31 protein-coding genes and 2 tRNA genes are annotated in these 24521 nt (G+C 54.6%); 15 read left to right on the forward strand and 18 right to left on the reverse strand.

Going from position 1 to position 24521, the window contains the following annotated elements:
• Nucleotides 1-26: 26 nt before the first annotated feature.
• From SynSYN20_RS11090 to SynSYN20_RS11100, 3 genes are all read right to left on the reverse strand, one after another.
• A tRNA-Trp gene (locus SynSYN20_RS11090) sits at nucleotides 27-99 on the reverse strand.
• Between the two features lie 60 nt (nucleotides 100-159).
• Complete coding sequence (gene rplS, locus SynSYN20_RS11095) at nucleotides 160-618, reverse strand: 50S ribosomal protein L19 (protein ID WP_186525603.1); 459 nt, start codon at nucleotides 616-618, stop codon at nucleotides 160-162.
• A gap of 32 nt (nucleotides 619-650) precedes the next feature.
• Nucleotides 651-977 (reverse strand): PepSY domain-containing protein, encoded by a 327-nt coding sequence (locus SynSYN20_RS11100; RefSeq protein WP_186525604.1) that lies wholly within the window; start codon nucleotides 975-977, stop codon nucleotides 651-653.
• Between the two features lie 91 nt (nucleotides 978-1068).
• On the opposite strand from SynSYN20_RS11100, the gene map reads away from it, so the two are divergent.
• Nucleotides 1069-1908, forward strand: coding sequence for a type I methionyl aminopeptidase (gene map / locus SynSYN20_RS11105; RefSeq protein WP_186523714.1), 840 nt, complete (start codon nucleotides 1069-1071; stop codon nucleotides 1906-1908).
• On the opposite strand, the gene SynSYN20_RS11110 is transcribed toward map, so the two are convergent.
• Entirely contained in the window at nucleotides 1889-2656 is a 768-nt protein-coding gene (locus SynSYN20_RS11110) for an SDR family oxidoreductase (protein ID WP_186523715.1), read from the reverse strand. The two genes, map and SynSYN20_RS11110, sit on opposite strands and share 20 nt — an antisense overlap.
• 122 nt (nucleotides 2657-2778) lie before the next feature.
• Here SynSYN20_RS11110 and SynSYN20_RS11115 point away from each other — a divergent pair, with 122 nt between their 5' ends.
• Together SynSYN20_RS11115 and SynSYN20_RS11120 are read left to right on the forward strand one after the other, a co-directional pair.
• Nucleotides 2779-3861, forward strand: a complete 1083-nt coding sequence (locus SynSYN20_RS11115; RefSeq protein ID WP_186523716.1) for a phosphotransacetylase family protein — start codon at nucleotides 2779-2781, stop codon at nucleotides 3859-3861.
• A gap of 71 nt (nucleotides 3862-3932) precedes the next feature.
• On the forward strand, nucleotides 3933-4451 hold the full coding sequence (locus SynSYN20_RS11120) for a DNA recombination-mediator protein A (protein ID WP_186525605.1): 519 nt from the start codon (nucleotides 3933-3935) through the stop codon (nucleotides 4449-4451).
• Between the two features lie 61 nt (nucleotides 4452-4512).
• Here SynSYN20_RS11120 and SynSYN20_RS11125 read toward each other — a convergent pair whose 3' ends face one another.
• Both SynSYN20_RS11125 and SynSYN20_RS11130 read right to left on the reverse strand, forming a co-directional pair.
• A complete protein-coding gene (locus tag SynSYN20_RS11125) occupies nucleotides 4513-4968 on the reverse strand; it encodes an MAPEG family protein (RefSeq protein ID WP_186525606.1) in 456 nt (151 codons plus the stop codon).
• A gap of 408 nt (nucleotides 4969-5376) precedes the next feature.
• A complete protein-coding gene (locus SynSYN20_RS11130; RefSeq protein WP_186523717.1) occupies nucleotides 5377-5694 on the reverse strand; it encodes a DUF3288 family protein in 318 nt (105 codons plus the stop codon).
• A gap of 407 nt (nucleotides 5695-6101) precedes the next feature.
• On the opposite strand from SynSYN20_RS11130, the gene SynSYN20_RS11135 reads away from it, so the two are divergent.
• Both SynSYN20_RS11135 and SynSYN20_RS11140 read left to right on the forward strand, forming a co-directional pair.
• Nucleotides 6102-6263 carry a hypothetical protein gene (locus tag SynSYN20_RS11135; protein WP_006853551.1) on the forward strand — a complete coding sequence of 54 codons (162 nt, stop codon included), beginning with the start codon at nucleotides 6102-6104 and terminating at the stop codon, nucleotides 6261-6263.
• 463 nt (nucleotides 6264-6726) lie between these two features.
• The gene (locus SynSYN20_RS11140) at nucleotides 6727-6987 is read left to right on the forward strand and encodes a hypothetical protein (protein ID WP_186523718.1); all 261 of its coding nucleotides are present in this window, start codon (nucleotides 6727-6729) and stop codon (nucleotides 6985-6987) included.
• A 759-nt stretch (nucleotides 6988-7746) separates the two neighbouring features.
• Here SynSYN20_RS11140 and SynSYN20_RS11145 read toward each other — a convergent pair.
• Entirely contained in the window at nucleotides 7747-7947 is a 201-nt protein-coding gene (locus SynSYN20_RS11145) for a chlorophyll a/b-binding protein (protein ID WP_186523719.1), read from the reverse strand.
• Between the two features lie 58 nt (nucleotides 7948-8005).
• On the opposite strand from SynSYN20_RS11145, the gene SynSYN20_RS11150 reads away from it, so the two are divergent.
• Complete coding sequence (locus SynSYN20_RS11150) at nucleotides 8006-8455, forward strand: GNAT family N-acetyltransferase (protein ID WP_186523720.1); 450 nt, start codon at nucleotides 8006-8008, stop codon at nucleotides 8453-8455.
• A gap of 528 nt (nucleotides 8456-8983) precedes the next feature.
• On the opposite strand, the gene SynSYN20_RS11155 is transcribed toward SynSYN20_RS11150, so the two are convergent.
• The 5 genes from SynSYN20_RS11155 to SynSYN20_RS11175 form a co-directional block, all read right to left on the reverse strand.
• The gene (locus tag SynSYN20_RS11155) at nucleotides 8984-9265 is read right to left on the reverse strand and encodes a hypothetical protein (protein ID WP_186525607.1); all 282 of its coding nucleotides are present in this window, start codon (nucleotides 9263-9265) and stop codon (nucleotides 8984-8986) included.
• 41 nt (nucleotides 9266-9306) lie between these two features.
• The gene (locus tag SynSYN20_RS11160; RefSeq protein WP_186523721.1) at nucleotides 9307-9807 is read right to left on the reverse strand and encodes a hypothetical protein; all 501 of its coding nucleotides are present in this window, start codon (nucleotides 9805-9807) and stop codon (nucleotides 9307-9309) included.
• Nucleotides 9808-9986: 179 nt separating this feature from the next.
• A complete protein-coding gene (gene gluQRS, locus SynSYN20_RS11165; RefSeq protein WP_186523722.1) occupies nucleotides 9987-10913 on the reverse strand; it encodes a tRNA glutamyl-Q(34) synthetase GluQRS in 927 nt (308 codons plus the stop codon).
• A gap of 76 nt (nucleotides 10914-10989) precedes the next feature.
• Entirely contained in the window at nucleotides 10990-11265 is a 276-nt protein-coding gene (locus SynSYN20_RS11170; protein ID WP_011620102.1) for an HU family DNA-binding protein, read from the reverse strand.
• A gap of 142 nt (nucleotides 11266-11407) precedes the next feature.
• Nucleotides 11408-12079, reverse strand: a complete 672-nt coding sequence (locus tag SynSYN20_RS11175; protein WP_186523723.1) for an MBL fold metallo-hydrolase — start codon at nucleotides 12077-12079, stop codon at nucleotides 11408-11410.
• A 66-nt stretch (nucleotides 12080-12145) separates the two neighbouring features.
• Between SynSYN20_RS11175 and SynSYN20_RS11180 the strand changes: the two genes are divergently transcribed.
• Entirely contained in the window at nucleotides 12146-14221 is a 2076-nt protein-coding gene (locus SynSYN20_RS11180) for a glycogen-debranching protein (RefSeq protein WP_186523724.1), read from the forward strand.
• A gap of 4 nt (nucleotides 14222-14225) precedes the next feature.
• Here SynSYN20_RS11180 and SynSYN20_RS11185 read toward each other — a convergent pair.
• Nucleotides 14226-14296: transfer RNA gene (locus SynSYN20_RS11185), tRNA-Gly, on the reverse strand.
• Nucleotides 14297-14430: 134 nt separating this feature from the next.
• Here SynSYN20_RS11185 and SynSYN20_RS11190 point away from each other — a divergent pair.
• The 5 genes from SynSYN20_RS11190 (at nucleotide 14431) to plsY (ending at nucleotide 18634) form a co-directional block, all read left to right on the forward strand.
• The gene (locus SynSYN20_RS11190; RefSeq protein WP_186525609.1) at nucleotides 14431-15747 is read left to right on the forward strand and encodes an MFS transporter; all 1317 of its coding nucleotides are present in this window, start codon (nucleotides 14431-14433) and stop codon (nucleotides 15745-15747) included.
• A 23-nt stretch (nucleotides 15748-15770) separates the two neighbouring features.
• Nucleotides 15771-16517, forward strand: a complete 747-nt coding sequence (locus SynSYN20_RS11195) for an ABC transporter permease (RefSeq protein WP_186523725.1) — start codon at nucleotides 15771-15773, stop codon at nucleotides 16515-16517.
• 12 nt (nucleotides 16518-16529) lie between these two features.
• A complete protein-coding gene (locus tag SynSYN20_RS11200) occupies nucleotides 16530-16928 on the forward strand; it encodes a DUF3119 family protein (RefSeq protein WP_186523726.1) in 399 nt (132 codons plus the stop codon).
• A 126-nt stretch (nucleotides 16929-17054) separates the two neighbouring features.
• Nucleotides 17055-18047 carry a DUF3086 domain-containing protein gene (locus SynSYN20_RS11205; RefSeq protein WP_186523727.1) on the forward strand — a complete coding sequence of 331 codons (993 nt, stop codon included), beginning with the start codon at nucleotides 17055-17057 and terminating at the stop codon, nucleotides 18045-18047.
• Nucleotides 18047-18634 (forward strand): glycerol-3-phosphate 1-O-acyltransferase PlsY, encoded by a 588-nt coding sequence (gene plsY / locus SynSYN20_RS11210; protein WP_186523728.1) that lies wholly within the window; start codon nucleotides 18047-18049, stop codon nucleotides 18632-18634. Before SynSYN20_RS11205 ends, plsY begins: the two co-directional genes overlap by 1 nt.
• A 47-nt stretch (nucleotides 18635-18681) precedes the next feature.
• Here plsY and pyrF read toward each other — a convergent pair whose 3' ends face one another.
• The 5 genes from pyrF to SynSYN20_RS11235 are packed head-to-tail and all read right to left on the reverse strand — an operon-like array spanning nucleotide 18682 to nucleotide 22397.
• Nucleotides 18682-19437 (reverse strand): orotidine-5'-phosphate decarboxylase, encoded by a 756-nt coding sequence (gene pyrF, locus SynSYN20_RS11215; RefSeq protein WP_370586680.1) that lies wholly within the window; start codon nucleotides 19435-19437, stop codon nucleotides 18682-18684.
• A gap of 28 nt (nucleotides 19438-19465) precedes the next feature.
• The gene (locus SynSYN20_RS11220) at nucleotides 19466-20347 is read right to left on the reverse strand and encodes an SMP-30/gluconolactonase/LRE family protein (RefSeq protein ID WP_186523730.1); all 882 of its coding nucleotides are present in this window, start codon (nucleotides 20345-20347) and stop codon (nucleotides 19466-19468) included.
• Complete coding sequence (locus SynSYN20_RS11225) at nucleotides 20347-20742, reverse strand: hypothetical protein (RefSeq protein WP_255476255.1); 396 nt, start codon at nucleotides 20740-20742, stop codon at nucleotides 20347-20349. Before SynSYN20_RS11225 ends, SynSYN20_RS11220 begins: the two co-directional genes overlap by 1 nt.
• 40 nt (nucleotides 20743-20782) lie before the next feature.
• Nucleotides 20783-22030, reverse strand: a complete 1248-nt coding sequence (gene tyrS, locus SynSYN20_RS11230; RefSeq protein ID WP_186523731.1) for a tyrosine--tRNA ligase — start codon at nucleotides 22028-22030, stop codon at nucleotides 20783-20785.
• A 37-nt stretch (nucleotides 22031-22067) separates the two neighbouring features.
• Complete coding sequence (locus tag SynSYN20_RS11235; protein WP_186523732.1) at nucleotides 22068-22397, reverse strand: DUF1825 family protein; 330 nt, start codon at nucleotides 22395-22397, stop codon at nucleotides 22068-22070.
• Between the two features lie 106 nt (nucleotides 22398-22503).
• Between SynSYN20_RS11235 and SynSYN20_RS11240 the strand changes: the two genes are divergently transcribed.
• Genes SynSYN20_RS11240 through SynSYN20_RS11250 form a run of 3 tightly spaced genes read left to right on the forward strand, consistent with a single transcriptional unit; the run spans nucleotide 22504 to nucleotide 24494 of the window.
• Nucleotides 22504-23232, forward strand: coding sequence for a response regulator transcription factor (locus SynSYN20_RS11240; protein ID WP_186523733.1), 729 nt, complete (start codon nucleotides 22504-22506; stop codon nucleotides 23230-23232).
• A gap of 55 nt (nucleotides 23233-23287) precedes the next feature.
• Nucleotides 23288-23875 carry a hypothetical protein gene (locus SynSYN20_RS11245; protein WP_186523734.1) on the forward strand — a complete coding sequence of 196 codons (588 nt, stop codon included), beginning with the start codon at nucleotides 23288-23290 and terminating at the stop codon, nucleotides 23873-23875.
• A gap of 4 nt (nucleotides 23876-23879) precedes the next feature.
• On the forward strand, nucleotides 23880-24494 hold the full coding sequence (locus SynSYN20_RS11250; RefSeq protein WP_186523735.1) for a GIY-YIG nuclease family protein: 615 nt from the start codon (nucleotides 23880-23882) through the stop codon (nucleotides 24492-24494).
• Nucleotides 24495-24521 lie beyond the last annotated feature (27 nt).

The raw sequence follows: 24521 nt of genomic DNA on the forward strand, positions 1-24521 counted from the left end.
AAAACTGCAAGTAAGGGGTCATCGGACGCGCCGTGGAGGACTTGAACCCCCGACATCAGGTTTTGGAGACCTGCGTTCTACCAACTGAACTAACGGCGCAAGGCGATGAACCCCTAAGCCATCGAAAAACGATGGCATTAATTCGTTGAAGCGAAAGCCTCAGCGATCGAAGCGCTGCTTCACGCGAGTGGCCTTGCCCACCCGGTCTCGCAGATAAAAGAGCTTCGCACGCCTTACTTTACCGCGACGCTCAATTTTGACCGAAGCCACTTGAGGACTATGCAGCATGAAAACCCGCTCAACACCAATTCCTTGGAAGATGCGCCGCACCGTGATGGTTTGGTTGAGACTCCCGTGGCGCTTAGCGATTACGACGCCTTCATAGGGCTGAACACGCTCTTTATTGCCCTCGCTGATGCGAACACCAACACGAACGGTGTCACCGACGTAAATCTCAGGAAGATCACTCTTCAATTGAGCGTCTTCGAATTCTTGAATCAGCGCAGAAGCACTCAACTTCTTCGAATTTTTCGACGTTGATTTTTCAGCAACAGCAGTTGCACCGCTGGTCGCCTCAGTGGCTTCGTCCACAGACGTCTCTATCGGGTCAACCGCCATCCCAGCTCCTGGTAACACGCCAAACAACCAGCTTACCCCCCAGCCTCCTTCCGAGACGCAATCCACTGCTTTCGAAAGCTTTGCAAGAGGAGCCAGGCTCCAGTCGCAAGCATCCACAACAGCCCGACCGCGTTGAGAAGGACCACGATGGGCTCGAGGACAGGCCCCAGCCACTCACCCTCGTGGATGGTCATCAACCAGTGGACCTGCTCACGACTCAATCCTCCCCAGTCCTTAGCCAACCGATAGGTCACGCCGGTACTGACAGTGACCAGCAGAGGGAGCACAACAAGAGGCGCCATCCAGCGATGCCATTGGCGTACGCGAACCAATAAGCGGGCCACCGTCGATCCCTCCATTGCAATTGATAGCGTGACAGGAAGACTGTCTTTAAAGCTTCCGCTGACGCGGCTTGCTTTAACGGCCTGAAACAAGAAACGCCGAAACTCGATGAATTTGTTCGCTGACCTCCTGGCCTCCACAAAGGTCTCCCCTGTCACCTCCACCGGCCCCCGCATCCAGCAGCGACGTGGCGTAGAAATCAAATCAGCTCGCGAGCTGAAGATCATGGCGAAAGCCAGTTCCATCGTCGCCACCGTTCTGCGCGAAATTATGGAGCTGGTGGAGCCCGGCCAAACCACAGGTGACCTTGATGCCCATGCGGAGCGACGCATCCGGGAGATGGGAGCAACCCCAAGCTTTATGGGTTACCACGGCTTCCCAGCCAGCATCTGCGCCAGCATCAACAATGAGGTGGTGCACGGCATCCCCAGCAACAAGCGTGTGATCCATGCTGGAGATCTACTTAAAGTGGATACGGGGGCCTATTTCGACGGTTACCACGGAGATAGCTGCATCACCGTTTGCGTCGGTGACGTCTCTGAAGATGCCCGCAAGCTCAGTCGGGTCGCCCAGGAGTCACTCATGGCTGGACTCTCCCAGATCCGTGCCGGGAACACGCTTCTTGATATCGCTGGAGCAGTCGAAGATCACGTTAAAGCCAACCAATTCAGTGTGGTGGAGGATTACACCGGCCATGGAGTGGGACGGAATCTCCACGAAGAGCCTTCAGTGTTTAATTTCCGCACGAATGATCTTCCTAACGTCAAATTGCGTCCAGGCATGACCCTTGCCGTGGAGCCCATCCTCAACGCAGGAAGCAATGCCTGTCGCACCCTTAAAGACCGCTGGACTGTCGTCACCAAAGACGGCAGTCTTTCTGCTCAGTGGGAGCACACCATCGTGGTGACGTCTGATGGATGCGAAATCCTCACCGATCGGGGGGATTGATCTTCAAGGCGCGGCAATAAACCCTTCGAACCAATTCGACGAAAGGCATTAGTAGGTATGTGAGTGGATTGGGAGTGACGATGATCAAGTTCACCCCGAGGTTTGCTTGCCAAATCACCTGATTGGCGACAAATCCAGAGGTCAATAGACCAATCGGATTGAGGTTGGACCGAAACGGCCCAAGGATGAGTTTGCGTATCCGCAGGGTTTTGCCTTGCGGTGCGCTGCGATTGTTCCAACGCAAGCTGACCAACTCACCGATCAATCTCTTGCTCAACTCATAGCCAGGGCTCAAGGCCGGTTGGATTTCAGCCTCTGAGGTGTTGACCCAGAGCTCCCGTGGCTTTTCGCGATTTTGGTCTTGATCAGCAATGGTCTCGAATTGCTGCATCAAATGCCAATGGCTGAATGCGTTCACCTCAAGGGTTTTAGAGAGAGTCTCTGGACACTGATCACCCCCTGGGTTCATGCCGTGGTTCAAGACCAGCACATCAACATTTTTAAGAATGGGCTCCAGCTGACGCTCCTCTCCGCAAGACCAACGAACCCACTCTTGAGCCTCCTCAATCGATGCTTGGGCTTTTGGAGGCGGACTGTGGCTCAGGGCAATCACCCAGGCACCCTCTCCGATCAGTGCCTTGGTTAAAGCCCGTCCAAGCGCCCCGCTCGCTCCAGTGATTCCCACCGTTCGGCCGGCCCAACGTCCTGACTGGAGTGGAGCGGAGGAATGAGATGCCTGATTGGCCATGAAAGGGATTTTGAATCGGGGGGAAGCAACCTGGCCGAAACCATTCAGCTCTTCACCGCCTCAACGATGACAGCACAACGGGGCTTGACCTCTAAATTGCTGAACACGCCGGGACCTCCTGCATGGGCAACACACTGCTGATCGGATCCTGTGAGCCGTTCAGCGGCAAATCCGCTCTCGTACTCGGATTAGCCCGCCATCTTTTGTCTGAAGGACGGACTGTGCGCTTTGGCAAACCACTCGCCACGAGTCTCGAGTGGACGGCCAAAGGCTCTCCTCTGCCTGATCCGCTCATCGATGACGACGTGCGTTTCGTTGGCACAACCCTTGGGCTCGATGAGACCCGCTTGATACCTTCTCTTCATCTGCTCTCTCCAGAAACCGCCGACACCCGCTTGCGGCAGGGGAATTTGGATGCGGGAAGAGGACTCGAGATGTTGCTGAAGGATCTTCAAAATGATCCAAACAGCTTCACGATGCTCGAGGCAGCGGGAAGCCTGCACGAAGGCCTGATGTACGGCCTCAGCCTCGTACAACTCGCGCAGGGACTTGATGCCCCTGTGATCCTTGTGCATCTTTGGCAAGACAGCCGCAGTGTTGATGCCCTACTTGCAGCGCAGCAGCAGCTCGGCGATCGACTAGCCGGTGTTGTTTTGAATGCGGTGACGCCCGATGAAGTTGAGGAGTTGAACCAACACGTTGTGCCGGCTCTACAGGCACTGGGATTGAAGGTTTTCGGGGTCATGCCCCGATCTCCACTTCTGCGCAGCGTCACCGTTGGAGAGCTGGTGCGACGTCTTGATGCCCGAGTGATTTGTTGCAAAGAACGCCTCGAACTCCTGGTTGAAACCCTGAGTATCGGAGCCATGAATGTGAATTCTGCGATGGAATTCTTCAGGAGGCGGCGCAACATGGCGGTCGTGACCGGAGCCGATCGCACCGACATTCAACTCGCAGCATTAGAGGCCTCAACACAGTGCCTGATCCTCACCGGCGCTGGAGAGCCTCTCCCCCAACTAGTCAATCGTGCCGACGAATTAGAGGTCCCACTTCTGAAGGTTGAACACGACACCCTGGCCACCGTTGAAGTGATCGAACAGGCCTTTGGACACGTGCGTCTCCATGAAACAGTGAAGGCCACCTATGCCTTCCGACTCGTTGAAGAGCATTGCAACCTGGGTGAATTATTTCGTGCGATTAGCTGAGCATTGACGCAGTGTTCAACGCAGCACGCTTCTCTGGAGGGGCGCTGCTAGCGTTTGCAATCGCCAGTGGGATGTCATTGAGCCGCTCTCTTGATCTTCCTGCACTTGACAGGGTCGACACACTTGCCCAAGAACTTGCCCTTCTTCAGGACAAGGGGAAGCGGAGAATTGCCATTCTTGGAAGCCGCCACGTGCCCGTCGTCGCGATTCACTTAGTAGAACTAATTGCTCGGTCACTGGCGCAAGAGGGGCATACGTTGCTGACCTCTGGCTCTCAGGGTGTGAACGCAGCCGTGATTCGGGGTGTTGTAGCCGTTGATCGAGAGCGTTTGACCGTACTGCTCCCCCAGAGCCTCGATCGACAAGTCCCGGAAATTCGTGACCAGCTGGATCAAGTCCTTCATCTGATCGAAAAACCGGAGCACGATGATTTGCCACTCCCTATTGCCAGCAGTCTCTGCAACCAAGAAATCATTAACCGTTGTGATCAATTGATTTGTCTGGCGTTTCATGACAGCGAAACGCTTTTAGCTAGTTGCAGGAGCGCAGAAGACATGGGGAAAGTGGTCAGTCTTCTATTCTTCGACTAAGCATTTCAATCCATTCAGTGGAGCTCCAGCTCTACGAACCAAGGATTGATCGTTTGGCCGGTCAAGCTGCTTGAAGGAGAGCCTTCAGACCTTCTAAGTACAAAATGCCCGTGCAAAAGAGCGCCGAAGCCCAACACAAACCTCTTAAGGGTGCAATGTTGCCCACATAGGCACCGATATAAACAAGACGCAAGATCGGTTGAATCAGCGCAACAACAGCTGCGATGCCCGGCAAAGGTCCGGTTTGAAGAGCAGCGATTAAAGCCAATAACGCAGCGGGAGCATGCAGGCCAAATGATTCAAAACTGTTCTGATGGGCCCAACTGGCCCGCTTGCCCCAGGCCGGCAGACGATCAAACATCGCCCTTGGCGCATCCATGTCAGCCATGGTGAAGTCAGCCTGGGAGCGCGCCGCACCTAGGGGAACGATGCTTGCAATCACAACCGCACCAGCCAGCACAAGGGACCAGGCGTAGGGAGCAGCTGGAGCAGCTGTAAACAACGCAATTAAATCCATGGGCATGCCAAAAGCAAATCCTTTCTAAACAGCAATCGTCCTAATTGTGACGTCCTTCCACCACCCAAGTTTTCCCGTCCAACGGTTCGATGCAAGGCCTCAGCGAGAGCCAAGAACAAGGCCCGAACATGAGACAGATCTAAAAGTGAGGAGAGTAAGCCTATCCATGAGGCTTCGCGAAAGTCACAACTTCAATTGTTTGGGTAAGTTAAATCAATTGCCAGAGCTCAGCTATTATCAATGACTTAGAAAGGCCACCAAACCGAACAAAACAACTCTAAATCGATACTAAAACCTTGAAGAGCTACCTGGAAAATACATCAATCAGCTGCAGCATTTTCATGAAATATCTTTTACGTATGCAACAAGAACAACTAAAAGTTTTCCATCAAGTCGTGTTTTCAATCGCTAGGGGGCTTCCGAATCGCTCACATCGGACCCAGAGCCAACCTCCTCACTGAGGCTTTGACCTGGACGCCAACCGCTTTCCCAGATCTCCCTGCATTGAGTATTGAGGGTGTCCCGCGTTAAGCCCCAGCCAGCAACAACTTTCCCTAAATCTGTCTTGATGTCATCAGCCCCAGGGAACTCTCCATAACGCGTGGCAAGTCTTGCTGCGGAGGTGAGCTGATCGGGTCCTGGAGCGCCCTCAAAACCAAGCAAGGAATCCAAAATGTCCCGATCAGACGCATAAAGCGGATGGGTTTGCTGAATCTCTTCTGCCATAAAAATTGAGCCTCAAAGCGACGACGCAGGAAGAGCCAGACATCCCTGAAGACACTCAAGCGCATGAGGAATACACAGCCAAGTCGTCAACGGCCACGCTTCGTGACTTGAATCAACCCAGCTCAGGGGAAAACACTGCTGACCGAAGCACTATCAAAGTGCTGGGTACGCACTCATGACACCCCAACAAATAAAAGCAGCGACACTGCCCCAAACCAAAAGGGACGCTCCAAGCAAACGAAATCTGTTTTCATTCTTTGGAAGTACAAGCTGGTGATTCATTCGATAAGCCCCTCAACCCCTTTACTGACAACGCCCGTCACTGGTCGCAAGCAATTCACAGGGTTAGCTGACAATGATGTCAAGCTGAAAGAGTGTGTCTAAGTTGCACGAAACGTGAGATCTAAATGGGCTTCGACAAAGGAGATAAGTTCATCGATGATGCGAAGCAACGCGCCCACGATGCAATTGGTGAATCCAATCCAAAACTCACTTCCCTTGAAAAGGGCTTCTTGCACGCGATGAAGCGGCGCCAGGCCCGCGAAAAGCATGCCAGGAAAGGAAGCTGAGACGCCTCCACATCCCGCTTGCCAGCGAAAAGAGCTGCTTATAGCAGAACCATGGAGGAAGAGTGATTCCCTAGCTTCAGGACCTCTAAATATAAAGTTCATTCAGCAATAAAATATCCTCTAATTAACCTAAAAGGGTCTAATTTTCTTCAATCGTTATAATTTCAAAAAAATATTGCTTTACCACTCTACTAATCTTTTTCTGATTGTTGATATGAATTCTTTGTCCCATGATCACTGAGGCGCTAGGCCGGTGGTGCTCCGTAGCGATCACACCTCGACTACAGGCTGAGACCACTCTCTCTGGTCCGTCTCGAGGCCATCCATGTCCCAATGAGAGGTCTGTTGAAGGCCTAGAAGACTGCCGCAGCTGGGTTTTGATGCCATTGGGTCCCACTGGGTCCAATTCGAATGTTGGAAATCCGTAAAATCCCATTACGATATCGAACCGTCTTGGAATGAGATGCTCAGATCGATTGTTTCGCTGTTCTTCGCTGCGGTGATGTGGGTCCAGGTTCCACAATGGTCAAACGATTGGTCAAAGTGCGCCGTAGACGTTCCTGATACGGCATGCCATTGGTATGTCGTTGCACCTGACAACACCTTTGGCGAGGGATTCAGCTGGGCCAACGCTCCCTGGTTTAGCGCCGAAGGACTCCTGGATATTGGCGATCTCACTGACACCATGAACAACATTCACCTCGGAGCCGTTGAAAACGCTTAATTAAACATACGGAAGCAGAACAATGCTGCAATGCTGCGTCGCTTTTAGGACTGCGCTTACTTTTTTTTACCGTAATTGGGAACTGAATAGATCAAAATCTAGATCTATTCAGCTTACCTACCTTAGACGCTAAGCAAGAATACTATTTCTTTATCTTTCTAAGCAAAGCGTTGATCTCAATCATCTGATATGGAGACATTAAGGATTTTGCCTCTAAAGATAATCCCAGGATGCCCAAGTCTTATCCAACAAGGAAAGGACTTTTGTCAATCAATTTGAATAGTGCGTGCGGAATAAACCTATTCCAATCCCGGACCGGCATAGTCAAAACTATCGATGCACCAGCCTGATTATCAAGCTGGAAAAAGTTGTTTCGGATTAATGACTTGGAGATTCACAATTTCACTCCCCTAAGTCAAAATACATTAAAAAATATTCAACCAAAAAGTCAATTCAAACCTCTCAACAGAGCAAATTTGCAATGTTTCAGATACTTCAAAGGGTTTGCAGAATGAGCATCCACACGAAATATTCTCTATCCGTAGATTGATCAGCTTGTGAACGACACAATAACAAACCCATTGGAAGATTCCAATAAATAGCCCGAAACAAAGTCCCAGACTAGTAAAATCGATGGGTGAATTTATTTTTTCTTCAAATAAGGCAAGTCACTTGGCTGAGAGAGGGTATAGACAACAGCTGCTGTAATCAATGCACCTACGGCCAGCATTGCGTAAATCCAAGCAGAATAATCAGTCATCAGTTAATCCCTAAAACGCCAAAAGTGAATTGACTCACAATGCCATGGCCTGTCAAAGCTTCCGTGAGTAGACCAATTGCAAATCCGAGCATGGCCAAGCGACCGTTGAGAAGCTCAGCCGCAACAAACTGCCTAGAACTATTTTTCTCTGAAGCGTCATCCTGGAACCAAACGGCTTGAGACTGAGAGGAGGAGTCCATCGGCTTTGAATAAGTACATACACTTTACCCGCTTTGCAACGTTTTACGAAGCAGCGCCATGCGCCCCATTCAACCCACTGACTCCTTGCTATTGCGCGAGATTTACGTGGACGCCATTCAAACGCAGGCTTCTCAGGCTTACAGCCCTGAACAAATAAAAGCTTGGGCAAACCTTGCTTGGCTACCAGGACTTTTAGATCGCACCTTTGAAGAAGGCCAAGGCTGGATCAGTGGGGTCGATGCTGCATTCGCGATTCGCTATCCCGCCAACCGACTGTCAATGCTGTATTGCCGAGGTCGGTCATCTCGACAGGGGCATGGCTCAGCTCTTCTTCAGGCGATTGAATGCGACGCCCAACGTATGGGAATCAAACGGTTGCAGACAGAGGCCAGTCTCCTCAGCCTGCCCATGCTGGAACAAAGGGGCTGGATGATGATCGCTCCTGAGCCATTCACGATCGCTGGTGTGCCTTTCGTGCGTTTCCAGATGGAAAAACTATTGGACTGAGTCATACCCCTATCGCGAACCGCAGAGCGTTGAGCCTCGCCCCTCACGCTGTATCTGTTTTTCCACACGATTTCTAAATCGAGACAGACCTTTCCTCGAGAAATTGCTTCTACCAAAATCCATCACGCAGTGAGCGCATGATCAGTCATGAAATGTCGCAACTTCGGAGTTAGAACAAGAAGTCGCCTATTACACGTAATAAACCCTTTCTATGACTGGATCATGAACTAAATAAGCTTGAATACTTCAAAAGGGAATAACGAAATAAATCGTGCTGGACGCACGAAAAGAGCTCTCAATCCAAGCCCTGAAAGCTGAGCTCGACCTCCACAACAGCCGCCATCAACGCCTGTGGAAAAGTTGTGGAAAATCATGGGAACGTTTGAGATCACCGCTTTTCTGCCCGGTTTTAAGGGCGATGCTTGCTCCAATATGCCGTTCTAGATCATCTACAAATTGCTAATAGGTGGGCAGGAATAAGCCAAGACTTTTACCTCGAGATCCACCTCGTTTTCACGATCGATTGAATCAGGTCTGGTTGCCACCAAACATGTCTTCATACCCCTCGTAGGGGTCATATTCAGCCCATCCAGGACTGGCTTGATCCAAAAGTCCGTATTGGCCATCAATCATCTGTGTCCTTGTGTTCCCGTAAGGGACGGTGTTACAGGTCACGCCTCCCCCAGCAACAGGCTGGCAGTCGTTGAAGCGAACCTGACCCTCTACTGAGACACCAACCAGTGAAACGAAGCCGATAACAAGAGGAACAACTGCCTTGAAACGCGCATTAAAACGTCGATAGATCGGCATGAGCTGATGGACAACTAAAGCCAGTTTGACGCCATCGACCATCAAAAGCCCTGACACTGAACATTGACAGCCGTCAAAAACTTGACAGCGTCTTTCCCACGTCCAGCACGGAGCTGCACCATGACGAGATCGGATTGAAGGCCCAAAAGCATGGTTTGACACGGATAACGATCGCGAGCTGACGCACTGCGCTGCAGCTGTTCAGAACGAATCAGGGCCTGCTGACAGCTAGCGATTCGCTCGAAGCGAAAACAGTCCAACGCCACAGGATTCACGCTCCTCAGCGAGGCCGCTGAGGCGGCGCCCATGAAAGCACCACCAACGACCAACAGAATTGCCCCAGAAATCGCAATCTCCTGAGAGGATGCGGCAGCTATTTCTCGGATCGGATGTACACCGACTGGACTGCTGTCGCCCTTCTTCTGTTCACCACTGTGCCCTTGCTGGCCGTCGTGGTGACCGCCGCCTTCTTTATTTGGCAACAGAGGAAGAAACAACTGCGTTAAGGGGCTCAGAGCGGGCCGCGGAGTTCTGAAGTCCAAGTGCTGGCAGCGGCATGCCTAGCTCTTGATTGTGACTCTTAATGGGCTCGCCTTGACCCAAACAATCGAGACAGGTGCGAAAACGCTTGTCATTGATCCGCTGAATTCCACTACCGCCGCAGCTTCTGCAGGTCATCGTTCCTGTTGCCATTTCAAGACTTTCAGTTTGAGGCCTTTTTTCAGCTGTAATCCCGAACTTTTCCTGAAGAATCAGCCCCAACAATGAATGACGTGAGCTTGTCCTCACGCACTCTCAGCTCCTCCAGCAATTCTTCAGCTGAAATCGCACACGCGGGAGACACCAGACCAAGAGATGCGGCCAATTGGCCAATCACTTGTGCGGCCGCTTCTCCACGATCACGCAGCGAGCTCAGACCTGTCGCATGATCGCGTTTTGACAGTTTTTGGCCGGCGGTATCCAGGAGCAACGGAACATGCCCATAGCGCGGAGAGGCCATCCCCAACGACGTCATAACAGCCCTTTGGGCAGCGCAGACCGACACCAGATCTTCCCCTCGCACCACCTCGTTGATGCCCAACGCCAATTCGTCTATGGACGTCGCCAAGTGATAAGCGATCACTCCATCAGCGCGACGGAGAACAACATCTCCGACCACTGTGTCGTAAGGCTCAGCAACGCGCAGTCTCCAGGCCGGTAATCGCGCATCCCTCAAGCCCCAGCCTTGATCAAGCCGGCTGCATGTTCCCGGATAAATGGTTGCACCACCAAGCTGACGGCGACTGCAGCGACAGGGATAGAGATAACCCTGCCTCCGAAAGGTTGAGAGGAAGGATCCATACAGTCCCCGTCGTCTGCTCTGCAGAAAGAGGGGGCCATCCCAGTTGAGTCCTAGCCAGCGAAGATCTTGCAGCACAGACTCAATGGCGCCAGGACGAATCCTTGGGGTATCAAGGTCATCGACCCGCAATAGCCATTGCCCATTGCTGAGTCGGGCACGCAACCAAGACAGCAGGGCCGTCCTCACATTGCCGAGATGCAGTGGGCCGGAGGGAGTCGGTGCAAAGCGGCCCCGATAGCCCTGTTGGCGAAGTCTCTGGCCGTTTTGCAGGACTTGACTTAGATGATCGGGCAGCTGAAGAGCCATCAATACTGCTGATCATTCAGATCAACAAAAAAGGGTGATCTAACGACCACCCCACCATCATCGAAAGAGCTGTGACCTAGCCCTGGACACGGTCTTTGAACATTTTGCCAGCGGTAAATGCGGGAACACGCTTGGCAGGGATTTTGATTTTTTCACCAGTTTTAGGGTTCAGGCCCTGACGAGCTGAACGCTCGCGTGGTTCAAAGGAACCAAAACCAAGGATTGAAACTTTTTTCCCTTCGACAACGGAATCAATGATGGTGTCGATAGCGGCGTCAACGACGAGGGAGACGTCCGTTTTGGTGAGTTCGGTGCGAGCAGCAACGAGGTTGACGAGGTCAGCTTTGTTCATGGAAGGAGTGGTTTGGAGCGAGAGCGCGCTGGTTGACGTTGCGGAGATCAACATCCGCACGGCTTCCCTGAGCGTGCCAATCGTATGGAGGTCAGCGCCTAGAGGCAACCGAAAAACACTGTGCCGCAATGCATTCACCGAATCAGTCTTGAGAAATCAGGTCTGATTGATCAGGACTCCAATGATCAAAAGGAGCTAAACGCCCACCTCGCAGAGCCCCAAGCCCTGCTCCAGAAGCAAGTGCTGGACTGGATTCTGGAGGAATCCAGTCGCGCAGTCGCTGAAGACTGATCAGCTGTCTCGGCCAATGAAACGTGCGTCGATGACGCAGAGGAGCCAGCTGGTTTTCCTGAACCGGAATTAACAATCGTCCGCAAAACAGCACATCCAGAGGGGCTGGAGCGTGCACAACACAGCTTCCTGGTGTCGGTCCTGGCGTCCAAAGCAGCCTTAAACCGGAGGTTGTGATGTGGGAATCAACAAAAGTCTCAAGGGGTTGAACGCCTGGCAATAAGTAGGCCTCTTGCTCCTGAACCAACACAGGCCATCCCAATCTTTCTTGCAAACGACGAAGGCGTCCATGCCCCTCTCGACTCGTCAAAAGAATCCGCGCTGGACGATCAGAAGCCAGGTCATGCAGGGCTTGAAGGGTGGCCTCGGTCAGCGGCGGGCAATCGATCAAAACGGGTTCTGGATCCACATCGAGCCACCAAGACGACCCGCCGCGACAGTCTCGATTGGGTGGAAACAACCAAAGGTTGTCCAAGATTTGCAGAGGTGGTCGGCCTGACTCCAAAGCCGAGGTCATCGTCATTTCGGTGGAGTTCCATCACACCCTCTACTTTGAGGGAAGTACGTCCTGCGATCTGCGGGCGGATCTTTGAGCACGATCCATCGCGGCAGTCCCTGGCCACTAGGCAGCACGATCACACCTAGAGGTGTGAATTTTTCTGTTGCGGCGCCAACGGCCAATCGGCTCGAATTGCTGATCTTTTCCCATGCAGAGGCAACAGCACCCGAGCAGGTGATTGAGCTGTCGGAGCAGCATCGCTCAGCCAATTATTGGCATGTCGAGGTCGAAGGCCTTGGTGCCGGATGTTGCTACTGCTATCGGGTGTTTGGCCCCATTGAGCCGGGTGGCCATGGTTTTCGGCCCGCCAAGGTTCTTGTTGACCCGTGCGCCCGCGCCATTGATGGCTGGGACGTTTATCAGCGCGCAGCCGCGACTGGTGCATCACCCAACTCTGATAGATGCTTGAAATCGGTGGTTTGCGAGCGAGATCCGTTCGATTTCCAAACCCATCCGCGGCCTCGCCATAGCTGGCAAGAGACCGTGATCTACGAACTCCACATCGGCGGGTTCACCAAACGCCCCAACAGCGGTGTCAGCCCAGATCGGCGCGGAACCTATTTAGGTGTGATCGAAAAGATCCCCTACCTAAAGGAGCTCGGGGTCACCACCATCGAACTGCTTCCGATCCAAGCCTTCGATCCCAACGACGCCCCCGCTGGACGGGACAACGTTTGGGGATATAGCCCTCTCAGTTGGTTTGCACCACATCACGAATACGCAGTGGGCTCGGATCCCCATTCAGCTCGAGACCAGGTGCGTGACCTCGTGGCGGCCTGCCATGACGCCGGCATAGAGGTCCTTTTGGATGTCGTTTACAACCACACCACTGAAGGGAACCGAAACGGTCCCACCTTGAGCTGGAGGGGGTTTGCCGATCGCAATTACTACCACCAGAGCGAGGCAGGTGAGTACATGGATGTGAGCGGATGTGGCAACAGCATTGCCGCAAACGACCCGCTCTCCAGACAACTCATTCTTGAATCACTTCGCTGCTGGGCCACGGAACTTGGCATCGACGGGTTCCGTTTCGATTTGGGAATTGCTCTCAGCCGCGGAGAGAAGCTGAAACCCCTGGAGAACCCTCCCCTGTTTGAAGCGATGGAAGCTGATCCGCAGCTGAGTGAACTCAAACTGGTGAGCGAGCCCTGGGATTGTGGAGGGCTGTACCGGCTGAGTGATTTTCCAGCCAAACGGATTGGCACCTGGAACGGACACTTCCGCGATGCATTGCGCAGCTTTTGGAAAGGGGATGAGGGCAGCACCTGGCCTCTCGGACAACGCTTCCGTGGCAGCCCCGATTTGTACAACGGAAAAGCGGCAAGCCTTGGTAGCTCAGTGAACCTGATTACGGCCCATGACGGCTTCAGCCTCTTGGACCTGGTGAGCTTCAACAACAAACACAACTTGGCCAATGGTGAAAACAACAGGGATGGTGAGAACCACAACAACAGTTGGAACCACGGTGTAGAAGGACCGAGCAGCGATCGCGCCATCGATGCTCTGCGGCGGCGCCAACAACGCAATCTGCTCAGCACATTGCTGCTGAGTCGTGGTGTCCCGATGCTGCTGATGGGCGATGAAGTAGGGCGCAGTCAGGGAGGGAATAACAACACCTGGTGCCAGGACAGCCCTCTCAGCTGGATGATCTGGGGAGATGATCATTGCGATCACGAGTTGCAGACCTACGTGAGACGCCTACTCGATGTGCGCCAACAACTTGCGGTCTTGTTCAATCCGATCCGAGCTCACAACGAAAAGAAACCAATCCGATCAAGCGACTCAAACGAGTTGTGGCGTCAGTGGCACGGAGTAGAGCTCAGCAAGCCTGACTGGGCTAACTGGTCCCACTGTTTAGCGATGAGCCTGCAGCAAGGACATCATGGTGCCGTGTTGTGGATGGGCTTCAACGCCTATTTCAAATCCATGCACTTCGACCTGCCGGAAGCAGCCTCTCCATGGTGTCGCTTGATCGATACAGCATTACCTGCTGGAGAAGATCTCCCCAGCCACATCGAACGCTGGACTCCGTCTGGAGTTCCATTAGAAGCGCGCAGCCTCGTGGTGATGGTGGCTCAGGAGTATGCAGACCGACTGAGCTCTTGAATCAAGCGGGCGGCGGGAATCGAACCCGCATCATCAGCTTGGAAGGCTGAGGTTTTACCACTAAACTACGCCCGCACTAGTACGCCTGAACTGCTTACTCGTAATGGTAGCCGTTGAGTCGCGTGCCCAAGCATTATGACGGTCCGCGTGCCCCCTGTTCCGGATTGACCTCTTCAACAGCTCGCCCCGAGGGCTCCCGTCGCCGTCTCATGCTCGCGTATGGGCTCGGAGATGCTGGAACCGGACTAGCCGCCACAACGCTGGGTTTTTACCTGTTTCCCTTCTTCACCTCTGCAGCAGGGTTGCCAGCTTTCATTGCCGGCTCCCTCCTCACCGTGATCAAACTTTGGGATGCCATCAATGATCCCCTGATCGGTTGGATGAGCGATCACACCAACAGTCGATGGGGCCCAAGACTTCCCTGGATGTTTGCAGCTGCGCTGCCGTTAGGCATCAGCCTGGCAGCGATGTGGTGGGTCCCTGAGGGCAGCACGTTGCAACGCACGGCGTATTACGTGCTGATGGCCATCCTGCTGATGACGGCCTACACAAGCGTGAATCTGCCCTACGCGGCGCTTTCCACCGAGCTCACACCGGATACGGCGATTCGCACGCGGCTGAATGCAGCTCGATTTACCGGATCCATCATGGCGGGAACCATCGGGTTGCTCATCGCTGTTTTCGTCTTGAGAGAGGGCAGTGGTGGCTACCTATTGATGGGACAAATCTCAGGAACGATCGCAGCAGTGGCAACCCTGCTTTGCTGCTGGGGTCTAGCCCCCTACGCCAAAAAAGCGCAACGCCCCAGTGGCAACAAAGAGCCCTTGCTGCAACAACTGCGGCGCATTCGCTCAAACCCACGCTTTCTGATGGTGCTAGGGCTGTATTTGCTGCTGTGGTTTGGCCTACAGCTGATGCAAGTGGTTGCCTTGATTTGGCTCGTCCAAGTCATCCACGTTCCAGCTGGAATCGCCACGTTGCTCTTGCTTGCCTTCAATGTCGCCGCATTGGTGGGTCTTCAGGTTTGGAGCGTGCTGTCGAACCGGCATGGACGCATCACAGCTCTCGGTTGGGGCTCGAGCATCTGGATTGCCGCCTGCCTTCTTTCCACGCTCCTCAACCCGATCCCTGAAAACAGTGGCGTGGTTGCTCTGATCCCTGTGATCGGCTTGATCATGCTTGTGGGATTGGGAGCCTCAACCGCTTATCTCATCCCCTGGTCCCTGCTTCCCGATGCGATCGACGCGGATCCCACCCGCCCAGCTGGCCTTTACACCGCTTGGATGGTGTTTGGGCAAAAATTAATCATTGGCCTCAGCATGAGCGTGTTTGGAACCTTGCTCTCACTCACTGGATACATCTCCACGAAGACAGCCGATGGCGCCTTGAGTTCTGTCCAACAACCTGAAACAGCACTGATCGCCATTCGGCTTTGCATGGGTTTGATACCAGCTGTGTTGGTCGTGCTCGGGCTTCTGTTGATGCGACGCTGGCCTGATCGCGGCGCTCATCTACACAGCGCTTAAGTCTTTCCTGTGATCTCCTTTTAATGAAGTCCCCTCGCTGGCTGAACCGACTTGGCAGCAGCCTGCTGATCGGTGGACAAGCTGTTTCAGCCACAACCAAAGGCCGCATCAACACCATTGATCTATTGGATCAGCTCCAGGAAGCAGGACCTGGAAGCTTTTTGATCGTGATCATCACGGCCTTAGCGGCAGGCACCGTGTTCAACATTCAAATCACAGCGGAGCTCAACAGCATGGGCGCCGGATCCACCGTGGGGGGTGTTCTCGCCATTGGCCTAGCCAGGGAGATTGCTCCCCTGCTCACCGCCACGCTGCTGACTGGAAAAGTGGCAACTGCCTATGCCGCCCAACTAGGAACGATGAAGGTCACCGAGCAGATCGATGCCATCACGATGCTGCGCACCGATCCTGTGGAGTACTTGGTGGTGCCGCGCCTTATCGCCATGGTGGTGATGGCACCGGTGCAATGCCTCCTGTTTTTTGGGGTTGCAATCTGGAGCGCTCAAATCAGCAGCACCAACCTTTACAGCATTCCTCCAGCCGTGTTTTGGACAGCCGTCAGGACCTGGCTAGACCCTGATGACCTGCCCTTCATGCTGATCAAAGCGCTGGTCTTTGGTCTTCAAATTGGCGTCATCGCCTGCGGATGGGGCATGACCACCAAGGGCGGCGCCAAAGAGGTTGGCACCAGCACCACTGGAGCTGTGGTCATGATTCTTGTCACCGTGGCGCTGATGGATGTCCTACTCACCCAGATTTTGTTCGGCTGATTGCCCAATCCCATGACACCCACCCCGAAGACCAACAACGTGATCATTCGCCCAAGCCCGAGGCTTCCGCTTGTAATTCTTTTACTAAGCGCATGCCTTTGGCCCTTACCACTCAGTCCCTGGCCAACTCTTGTAGTGGGGTTGTTCAGCGTGTTTCTTCTGGTGCAGACCTACATCCTGAAGCTTGAATTCAGCGAAGAAGATCTCGTGGTGTGGCGCGGGCAAGAGGAGTTACGGCGTTTCCCATTCAGTGAGTGGATGTCTTGGCGACTCTTCGCTCCTTGGCTGCCCGGACTGTTTTACTTCCGAGAGACCAAAAGCATTCACTTTCTTCCCATCCTGTTCAATCCAAAGGAACTTCAAAAGCAACTGGAACGTCGTGTGGGGCACCTACAACAAGCCAAGCCTTGATCAACATTCGATGACCTCTGTTTTCACGCGCTGGCGTAACGAAAACGAAATGCTTTGCACACGTTTGGACAGAAGATTCGACTTGCGTCGCGCAATCAGCTGAAATACCCCAAGGACGAGCGGACCATGCCTGACGACACCGATCTGACGCCCCAGGACCATTCCGGCGAGACGGCCGAAGCGTCGTCACCTGAACCTGAAACACCACAGAGCGACGATTCTGCAGCAGAAACACCTGCAGACCCAGGTAGCGATGCCTTGATCAGGCTCGCCCTGACCGAGCTGCAGCAACGCCGTGATGCCTTGCAGCAAGACATCGATAGCCTCAACCAACGCAAACTGCAGCTTGAACAGGAGATTGCAGGAACCTTCGTTGGCCAATCCGATGCGATTGCTCGGCGCGTGAAGGGATTCCAGGAGTATCTGAGCGGTGCGCTTCAAGGCATGGCTCAGTCGGTTGAGCAGCTGGAGCTGGTGTCTCAGCCGGTGGTGGTGCAGCCCTCTCCTCTGGATCAACAGGCGGCGAACGGCCAGAAAGAAGCCAATACGGCAGACCCCACACCAGCGGTTGCCGACACCTTCCGGCCCGATGAAGCCCTGATTCGCGCCAGCCTCGAGCGGTTTGCCGAGCAACCTGATTTTTATGCCGATCCATGGAAGCTGCGCCGCAGCCTCGACCAAAGCGATATCGCCCTCCTTGAGGACTGGTTCTTCAATCAGGGCGGACGGGGAGCCCAGTCCAGTCGCGGAAATCGCCCGCGCAACGTTTTGGTCGGCAGTGCCCTGATCGCCATCCTTAGCGATCTTTATGGCGATCAATTCCAGACCCTTGTTTTGGCAGGGCAACCAGAGCGACTCGGCGAATGGCGGCGAGGATTGCAAGATGCCCTTGGCCTTGGCCGGGAAGACTTTGGTCCAAACAGCGGCATCGTGCTGTTTGAACGGGGTGATGCCTTAGTGGAGCGCGCCGACCGCCTGGAAGAACGCGGAGAGGTTCCTTTGATTGTGATCGATGCCGCTGAGCGCGTCGTGGACATCCCTGTGCTTCAGTTTCCGCTGTGGATGGCCTTTGCGGCTGGCCCCGGTGAGATCTACGACGACGACAACGAGCTGCTCTGATGGGTTTCTTTTCTCTAGTTCTCGGCTATGTGCTCGGATCGATCCCGAGTGGCTGGCTTGCAGGTCGCTGGCTCAAAGGCATTGACTTGCGCGAACTCGGTTCGGGCTCCACGGGAGCCACCAATGTGCTCAGGCAAGTGGGCAAAGGTCCCGCGTTGGTTGTTTTTTTGATCGATGTGGGCAAAGGCGCCGCCGCTGTTTTGATCGCCCGCGCTCTTGGCCTAGGGGATTGGATCCAGGTCTTAGCAGGTCTAACCGCCCTAGCTGGTCATATTTGGCCTGTTTGGCTGGGCTTCAAGGGCGGCAAGGCTGTCGCCACCGGATTGGGGCTGTTTCTCGGCCTGGCCTGGCCCGTGGGACTGGCCAGTTTTGGCGTGTTCCTGGCCGTGTTCAGCCTGAGTCGTTACGTGTCGCTGGCGAGCGTGTTGGCCGCGATCAGCCTGCCGCTGCTGATGGCCGCCGGCACGAGTAGCCACGCCAATTTGGTGGTGGCCCTGGTGGCGATGCTGCTGGTGCTCTGGCGTCACCGCAGCAACATCAAGCGGTTGATCAACGGCACCGAACCAAAGCTGAACCAGAAGGACTGAAGTGGAGCTGAGCGAACAAGAGGGGTACACGGAACGGGATACCCGGATCACACCATCAACGCAGCACAGCACGTCGCAAACGCTCCACTTGAATTCTCAGCCTGAGTGATCGGCCGGCCGATCACCAGCTTGCTGGCGCCAGCAGCCATCGCTTCAGCAGGCCCCATCACCCGGGCTTGATCGCCCACTGCAGCACCTTTGGGGCGGATCCCAGGCGTTACCAAGGCAAACGGCTCCGGATGTTGAGCCCGTAGCGCCGTGACTTCCAACGGTGAACACACGCAGCCGCCGATGCCAGCACTCGCCGACAGCTGGGCCAACCCCGGCACCCGTTCAGCGATGCCCTGGCTGATGGCAAGTTCCCTTTGCAGCCGCTGTTCCTCCCAACTGGTGAGCACCGTGACTGCCAACAAAGTGGGAACCCGCTGCCCGGTGCTTTGCGCTCCTTCCACCGCCGCGGTCTGCGCCGCCTGCAATGCTTCGCTGCCGGCGCAGGCATGCACGGTGATCAGCTCCGCCCCCAGCGCCGCCGCCCGCCGGCAAGCGCCCGCCATCGTGGCCGGGATGTCGTGAAATTTGAGATCAAGAAACACTCGCAGGCCCTGCTCACGCAACTGAGCCACCACATCCGGCCCCGCCTGCACGAACAACTCCAGCCCCACCTTCACCCAACGCAGCCCTTCCACTTGAGCGCTGAAGGCCAAAGCCTGATCAGGGGCCATGCCATCGAGGGCCACAATGATCCGTTCCGCTGATTCAGCCGAGAAAGAAGTAGCCACACACCATCTCCGCAGAGCCCTCATCGTGATTGGTCATGGGCAAGCCTTCGAATCAAGCCGCCACTTGAAAGCAATCGGCCGGCAACCCTTTCACACCCACATCGGCCTGAAACAGGCCACCGGCCAAGGGCTCGGCCTTGATTGGAGCAGCATCCATCTCCCTTCTCGCAGTCGTCATAAACAACTGATCCAAGTGGGGGCCGCCAAAACAACAGGAAGTGACCTGACGACAAGGCAAGGCCAGCCGTTCGAGCCGTTGACCGCTAACTGGATCCCAACGCGTCACGCAACCACCGCCAAACAGGGCGATCCAAAGCATTCCCTCCGCATCGATGCACATGCCATCCGGAACGGCATCCCAATCCTCTGGAATCTGCACACAGATGCTGGGTTCTCCTGCGATCTCACCTGCGTTGGTGAGCGGGAAGGCCAGCACATTCAGCGTTGGCGAATCAATGACATAGAGCTTCCCTCGGTCTTGGCTCCAGGCCAATCCGTTGGAGATCGTGAGCCCCTGCCGTTGACGAACGCAGCTGAAATCGGCATTGACCCGCCAAAGGGCTCCTGCCAGCGGCTCGAAGTCGTAAGCCATCGTGCCGGCCCAAAAGCGCCCCCATGGATCACATTTGCCGTCATTGAAACGATTTCCAGGGCGATCGGCCTCAGGATCAGACAACAAGGTCACCGCTTCCGTGCTCAGATCCAGCCTCAGAAACCCCGTCGCGGTTGCCAGGAGCAAGTCCCCTGCAGAGGTGGGAACGACCGCACCCACATGGGTGGGAAGATCCAAGAAATTATTCTTAGCCGTTTGAGGATCAAACAGGCCAATTCTTGAAGCTTCAATATCCACCCAAAGAAGAACTTGCTTCTCAGCCCACCAACAGGGGCCCTCTGCCAACCCTGCCGCAACCGGCAACACACACCGACAATTCATCAATATAAAACTGGCCTTTCGATACGTTTTCTACCCAAAACCACGCGATCCACAACACCTTTTTTCTTGGTGTAATGAACTAATTTATCGTCCTCAATGGTGTTCAAACTCATCACTCCTGCCTGGCGATAGTCACGATCAAACGGCAAGGCCCATGATTTACCACTTCGCATCACATACACAACAAACCGACGATCTTCACTGATGCAAAATCTCACCTTCACCTCATCAAAAACGCCAACATCACTTCCATATTCAGCCTTGCTGTAGTCACACTCCTGAGCGCGCTCATATTCATCCTTGATCCCCGCATTGGCAGGTACTGCCATTCCCGCACCCACCAAAACGCTGAGGACCGCCCCCACGATTGAACGAGAAGAGGTCACATCAAGCATGATTCCGCGGATTTTCAGCTGTGGCAGTCATAGCAGCACATCAAGGAACCAATCGCCTAAATGTCTTTTTACCGAGCTGAAGAACCTTCCCTTCCAAGTCGGATACCGAAGCAAATTCCTGATTGGGATCCATGATTTTCTCTCCCTCAAGACGTGCGGCTCCCCCTTTGATCTGACGGCGCGCCTCACTACTGCTGGCACACATGCCCACCGCACTGAACAGATAGAACGCTTTTGCAGGAAAATTCACTGCAGAAAGGGATGCCTCTGGCACATCTGCAGCGGAAGCAGCCGAACCAGCCACCAACGTGGCTGCATCCGCCTGCGCTTTTTGGGCCACATCCATTCCATAGCGGCTTGCCGTCACCTCCAGAGCCATCGCTTTTTGCTTTTCACGGGGATTATCTGGCAACGATTCATTGGCCAAATCGGTTAACAACGTCACGTAGTCGTTGATGGCCGCATCACCAACTTTTTCGAGCTTGGAGTACATCGACAACGGATCCTCCTCCAGACCCACCGTGTTGCCGAGGCTCTTGCTCATCTTCTGCACTCCATCAAGACCGACGAGGATTGGCAAGAGAAGGCCGAACTGCGTTTTTTGGCTGAAATGACGTTGCAAGTCACGTCCCATCGCCACATTGAATTTCTGATCCGTCCCCCCCAACTCCACATCAGCATCCACAGCCACAGAGTCATACCCCTGAAGCAAGGGATAGAGGAACTCATGCAAAGCGATGGGGGTGCCGCTCCCATAGCGCTTGGCAAAATCATCTTTGGCCAGCATTTGGCCCACCGTGGCCGTTCCCAGCAAACCAATCACTTGGGGCAGATCAAGACCTTCAAGCCATTCACTATTGCGTCGTACCTCCAACCGTCCGGGAGTCTCAAAATCAAGCAGAGCCTGCGCCTTGGGCTGTCCTTCGCCCAGCTGGCGCAAATATGTGGTCGCGTTGGCCTCCACCTGTTCGATTGTGAGCTGCACGCGCGTGGCGCTCTTGCCCGTTGGATCGCCGATCCTGGCCGTGAAATCACCAATGATCAGCACGGCTGTATGGCCCGCATCCTGAAAGGCGCGCAGCTTGCGAAACAAAATGCTGTGGCCCAGGTGTATATCACTTCCCGTTGGGTCAATGCCCAACTTCACCCGCAGAGGACGGCCCTCCAACTCAGCCGCGGCCAAGCGAGCAGCTAATGCCTGATCCACATCGTCAGGATTTCCGTCCGGAAATAAATCGGCCATCCCCCGCGCCAACCAGTTCGGCAGTAAATGGGGTTTGACTGTCATTTAAAGAAGGACGGTGCTGTGCGACGGATCGTACGGCTCACTGACCTTCTGATTGCTCGAGCTGAGTTTTCATCCGCTCCAAGGTTTGATTCATCTGTTCGAACATTTGCTCAGGAGTGATCCCAAACTGCCCGAGCTGCGTCCGCAACTGCTCCACGGTGAGCTTGGCTTGGAAGTCTTCCGAGAGCTCAAAACGTTTCATAAAAACGCGGTAGCGCTCCATCAGATCTTCCATCGTATTGATGAATTTCTTCTTCCCTTCTCGGTCGAACTTTCCATAATCCGACCCCAACTGCATCAACTGCTGATAGTCGCCAAAAAGATGCTTGGCCTCCTCCTGCACGATTTCGGAATCGAAGAAGGCCATGGTCCTGAAAAAGATTGACTCACATTTTGAACAATTCACGCAATCCCTCACAGTGCGGATCCACGCCCCCTCACCAAAGCCAATATGTGGAGAGTTTCGAAATGGCGTGGATCTCACCTCCCAGATCCCCAGACTTCAGATCCGCAGCAAGCAGGGACACAGTCTTCTGCGCAGTAGTCGCACAGCGATTGCCAGTGGCGACCGCGTGTTGTTAGCCAGCTGGATGGGCTGGTTTCAAGATCTTGGGCCCCTTGTTGCTGCCGCCACCACAGAAGAAGACTGTCTTCTGAGGATGCAAAAAGATGATGTCAACCTCTTGATCTGCACAGACCAACTCGAGGGTGGCAATGGCCCAAGCCTCATTCGACGCGCCAAGCAGAACCACCCCTCCTTGAAAGCGTTGCTTCTGGTTCAACGTCCAATTCTGCGCACCATCCTTCAGGCCATCGACGCACCTTGCGATGGATTGTGCTCCCACCAAAACGTTGGAATGGGTGGCGTCACGGCAGCGCTGACCGCAATGGAATCCGACGGGATGTATCACGATTCGGTGATCGCCGACATTCTTCGGCACGGTCGACTGGGACGCACAGCCTCTGGTTCCATTCCGCCCGAGCTGAGCCTGAAGGAGGAAGACGTGCTGCGTGGACTTTGTAAAGGCATGAGCAACCAGGAGATCGCAGACAGCCTTGTGGTCTCGATTGAAACGGTGAAATCCCACATCGGCAGCCTGCTGCGCAAATTGCAAGCCAACAACCGCACCCACGCCGTGGTGGTTGCCTTTCAACAAGGACTGATCGATCTTCCAAGCCTGCCTCCGCGCTGGACCCCCTAACACCGGAGGCTTGGGCTCGGTATGGTCCTGGCCAATAAGCAAGTTTTTTAAAGCAATGGCGCGCCAGCACTGGCTTGACCCCCTGGCTCGCAAACTCTTGCAGGCCACCGGCGACCTACCCCCAGATCCTGTCCGAGCAAAACAACAAGCGCCACCAACGTTGGGGGCGACTCCCCGCCCAGCAGAAACCTGGAGCCTGGATGTCAACAGGGCGACCCCTGAGCAATGGCAACAACTGCCCGGTTGCAGTGAAGAGATGATCGATGTACTGATGCGCCTCCAACGCGGTGGGGTGCAATTCAGCCAGCTGGATGATCTCGCTCTCCTGCTCAACCTGCCTGCTGATCTGGTGAAACTCTGGACTCCCCACCTGGTGTTTCTCTGGCATGGGGACGTTCCAGTGCTGCCTGAACGGCCACCCCTGGATGTCAATGCCGCGGCACCCAGCTTGTTAGAGCAAACCCTCAACTGGCCAAAACCCCGACTCCAACGCCTCATTCACGAGCGACGACTGAAGCCCTTCGAGCATCTCGCCGATCTCCAAGAACGCGTTTGTTTGCCCCCTGATGCTGTGGAACAGCTGATTGGCCGCGTGAGTTTTGGGGCAAGACCATCCGGCCCCAGCCTGCCGCCAAGGAGTTAATCCCATGGCCACTCCCTCCGGGCAGGGCAACCTTTTCGAGCAGCCCGTGGCAGCAAACAATGGGCTGGTCGAACATTCCCTACCTTTGAGCGCAGAGCTTTTACGAAGCTGGCAAGAGCGAATCCATCAGTTCCAGGGACCTCTCTTCTCCCCCCAGTTGGCGTCTCAGCTCGGGCATCGGAATCCACCAGCAGAGCAAAAGCAACTGTTTCCCAGCGACAACCCCAATCCGCTGAGTGGCTTCCAACCTCTTCAGCTCAAGCCCTTACCGTTGAGTTTCTGGCGTTGGCCAAGCAGTCCCCATCGAGGGGCGGCCATCTATCTCGTGATGGATCGCCCGAAAGAACTCGAACAACCCATCCTTCTTTACATCGGAGAAACCAAGGCGGCTGATCGGCGCTGGAAAGGCGAGCACGATTGCAAGGCCTACTTGGCGAGTTACCAAGAGGCCTGCATGAGCACGGGCTTGTCCTGCAGCACAAGCATTCGTTTCTGGGCCGATGTCCCGCAGGACACCCGTCCTCGACGACAACTGGAACAAACCTTGATTCGCCTTTGGCAACCGCCATTCAATAAGGAAACCCGTGAGCGATGGTCCACGCCGTTCCATGCCGATTAAGGGTGCCCCGTAGCATCAGCTCACGCG

Origin of the sequence: Synechococcus sp. SYN20 (genome assembly GCF_014279555.1) — a bacterium.
GTDB lineage: Bacteria > Cyanobacteriota > Cyanobacteriia > PCC-6307 > Cyanobiaceae > Synechococcus_C.

Bases quoted from the DNA above. Each gene is read 5' to 3' on its own strand.
- rplS (WP_186525603.1), bottom strand. From the start codon at position 618: ATGGCGGTTGACCCGATAGAGACGTCTGTGGACGAAGCCACTGAGGCG.
- SynSYN20_RS11100 (WP_186525604.1), bottom strand. From the start codon at position 977: ATGGAGGGATCGACGGTGGCCCGCTTATTGGTTCGCGTACGCCAATGG.
- map (WP_186523714.1), top strand. From the start codon at position 1,069: ATGAATTTGTTCGCTGACCTCCTGGCCTCCACAAAGGTCTCCCCTGTC.
- SynSYN20_RS11110 (WP_186523715.1), bottom strand. From the start codon at position 2,656: ATGGCCAATCAGGCATCTCATTCCTCCGCTCCACTCCAGTCAGGACGT.
- SynSYN20_RS11115 (WP_186523716.1), top strand. From the start codon at position 2,779: ATGGGCAACACACTGCTGATCGGATCCTGTGAGCCGTTCAGCGGCAAA.
- SynSYN20_RS11120 (WP_186525605.1), top strand. From the start codon at position 3,933: ATGTCATTGAGCCGCTCTCTTGATCTTCCTGCACTTGACAGGGTCGAC.
- SynSYN20_RS11125 (WP_186525606.1), bottom strand. From the start codon at position 4,968: ATGGATTTAATTGCGTTGTTTACAGCTGCTCCAGCTGCTCCCTACGCC.
- SynSYN20_RS11130 (WP_186523717.1), bottom strand. From the start codon at position 5,694: ATGGCAGAAGAGATTCAGCAAACCCATCCGCTTTATGCGTCTGATCGG.
- SynSYN20_RS11135 (WP_006853551.1), top strand. From the start codon at position 6,102: ATGGGCTTCGACAAAGGAGATAAGTTCATCGATGATGCGAAGCAACGC.
- SynSYN20_RS11140 (WP_186523718.1), top strand. From the start codon at position 6,727: ATGCTCAGATCGATTGTTTCGCTGTTCTTCGCTGCGGTGATGTGGGTC.
- SynSYN20_RS11145 (WP_186523719.1), bottom strand. From the start codon at position 7,947: ATGGACTCCTCCTCTCAGTCTCAAGCCGTTTGGTTCCAGGATGACGCT.
- SynSYN20_RS11150 (WP_186523720.1), top strand. From the start codon at position 8,006: ATGCGCCCCATTCAACCCACTGACTCCTTGCTATTGCGCGAGATTTAC.
- SynSYN20_RS11155 (WP_186525607.1), bottom strand. From the start codon at position 9,265: ATGCCGATCTATCGACGTTTTAATGCGCGTTTCAAGGCAGTTGTTCCT.
- gluQRS (WP_186523722.1), bottom strand. From the start codon at position 10,913: ATGGCTCTTCAGCTGCCCGATCATCTAAGTCAAGTCCTGCAAAACGGC.
- SynSYN20_RS11170 (WP_011620102.1), bottom strand. From the start codon at position 11,265: ATGAACAAAGCTGACCTCGTCAACCTCGTTGCTGCTCGCACCGAACTC.
- SynSYN20_RS11175 (WP_186523723.1), bottom strand. From the start codon at position 12,079: ATGACGATGACCTCGGCTTTGGAGTCAGGCCGACCACCTCTGCAAATC.
- SynSYN20_RS11190 (WP_186525609.1), top strand. From the start codon at position 14,431: ATGCTCGCGTATGGGCTCGGAGATGCTGGAACCGGACTAGCCGCCACA.
- SynSYN20_RS11195 (WP_186523725.1), top strand. From the start codon at position 15,771: ATGAAGTCCCCTCGCTGGCTGAACCGACTTGGCAGCAGCCTGCTGATC.
- SynSYN20_RS11200 (WP_186523726.1), top strand. From the start codon at position 16,530: ATGACACCCACCCCGAAGACCAACAACGTGATCATTCGCCCAAGCCCG.
- SynSYN20_RS11205 (WP_186523727.1), top strand. From the start codon at position 17,055: ATGCCTGACGACACCGATCTGACGCCCCAGGACCATTCCGGCGAGACG.
- plsY (WP_186523728.1), top strand. From the start codon at position 18,047: ATGGGTTTCTTTTCTCTAGTTCTCGGCTATGTGCTCGGATCGATCCCG.
- pyrF (WP_370586680.1), bottom strand. From the start codon at position 19,437: ATGAGGGCTCTGCGGAGATGGTGTGTGGCTACTTCTTTCTCGGCTGAA.
- SynSYN20_RS11220 (WP_186523730.1), bottom strand. From the start codon at position 20,347: ATGAATTGTCGGTGTGTGTTGCCGGTTGCGGCAGGGTTGGCAGAGGGC.
- SynSYN20_RS11225 (WP_255476255.1), bottom strand. From the start codon at position 20,742: ATGCTTGATGTGACCTCTTCTCGTTCAATCGTGGGGGCGGTCCTCAGC.
- tyrS (WP_186523731.1), bottom strand. From the start codon at position 22,030: ATGACAGTCAAACCCCATTTACTGCCGAACTGGTTGGCGCGGGGGATG.
- SynSYN20_RS11235 (WP_186523732.1), bottom strand. From the start codon at position 22,397: ATGGCCTTCTTCGATTCCGAAATCGTGCAGGAGGAGGCCAAGCATCTT.
- SynSYN20_RS11245 (WP_186523734.1), top strand. From the start codon at position 23,288: ATGGCGCGCCAGCACTGGCTTGACCCCCTGGCTCGCAAACTCTTGCAG.
- SynSYN20_RS11250 (WP_186523735.1), top strand. From the start codon at position 23,880: ATGGCCACTCCCTCCGGGCAGGGCAACCTTTTCGAGCAGCCCGTGGCA.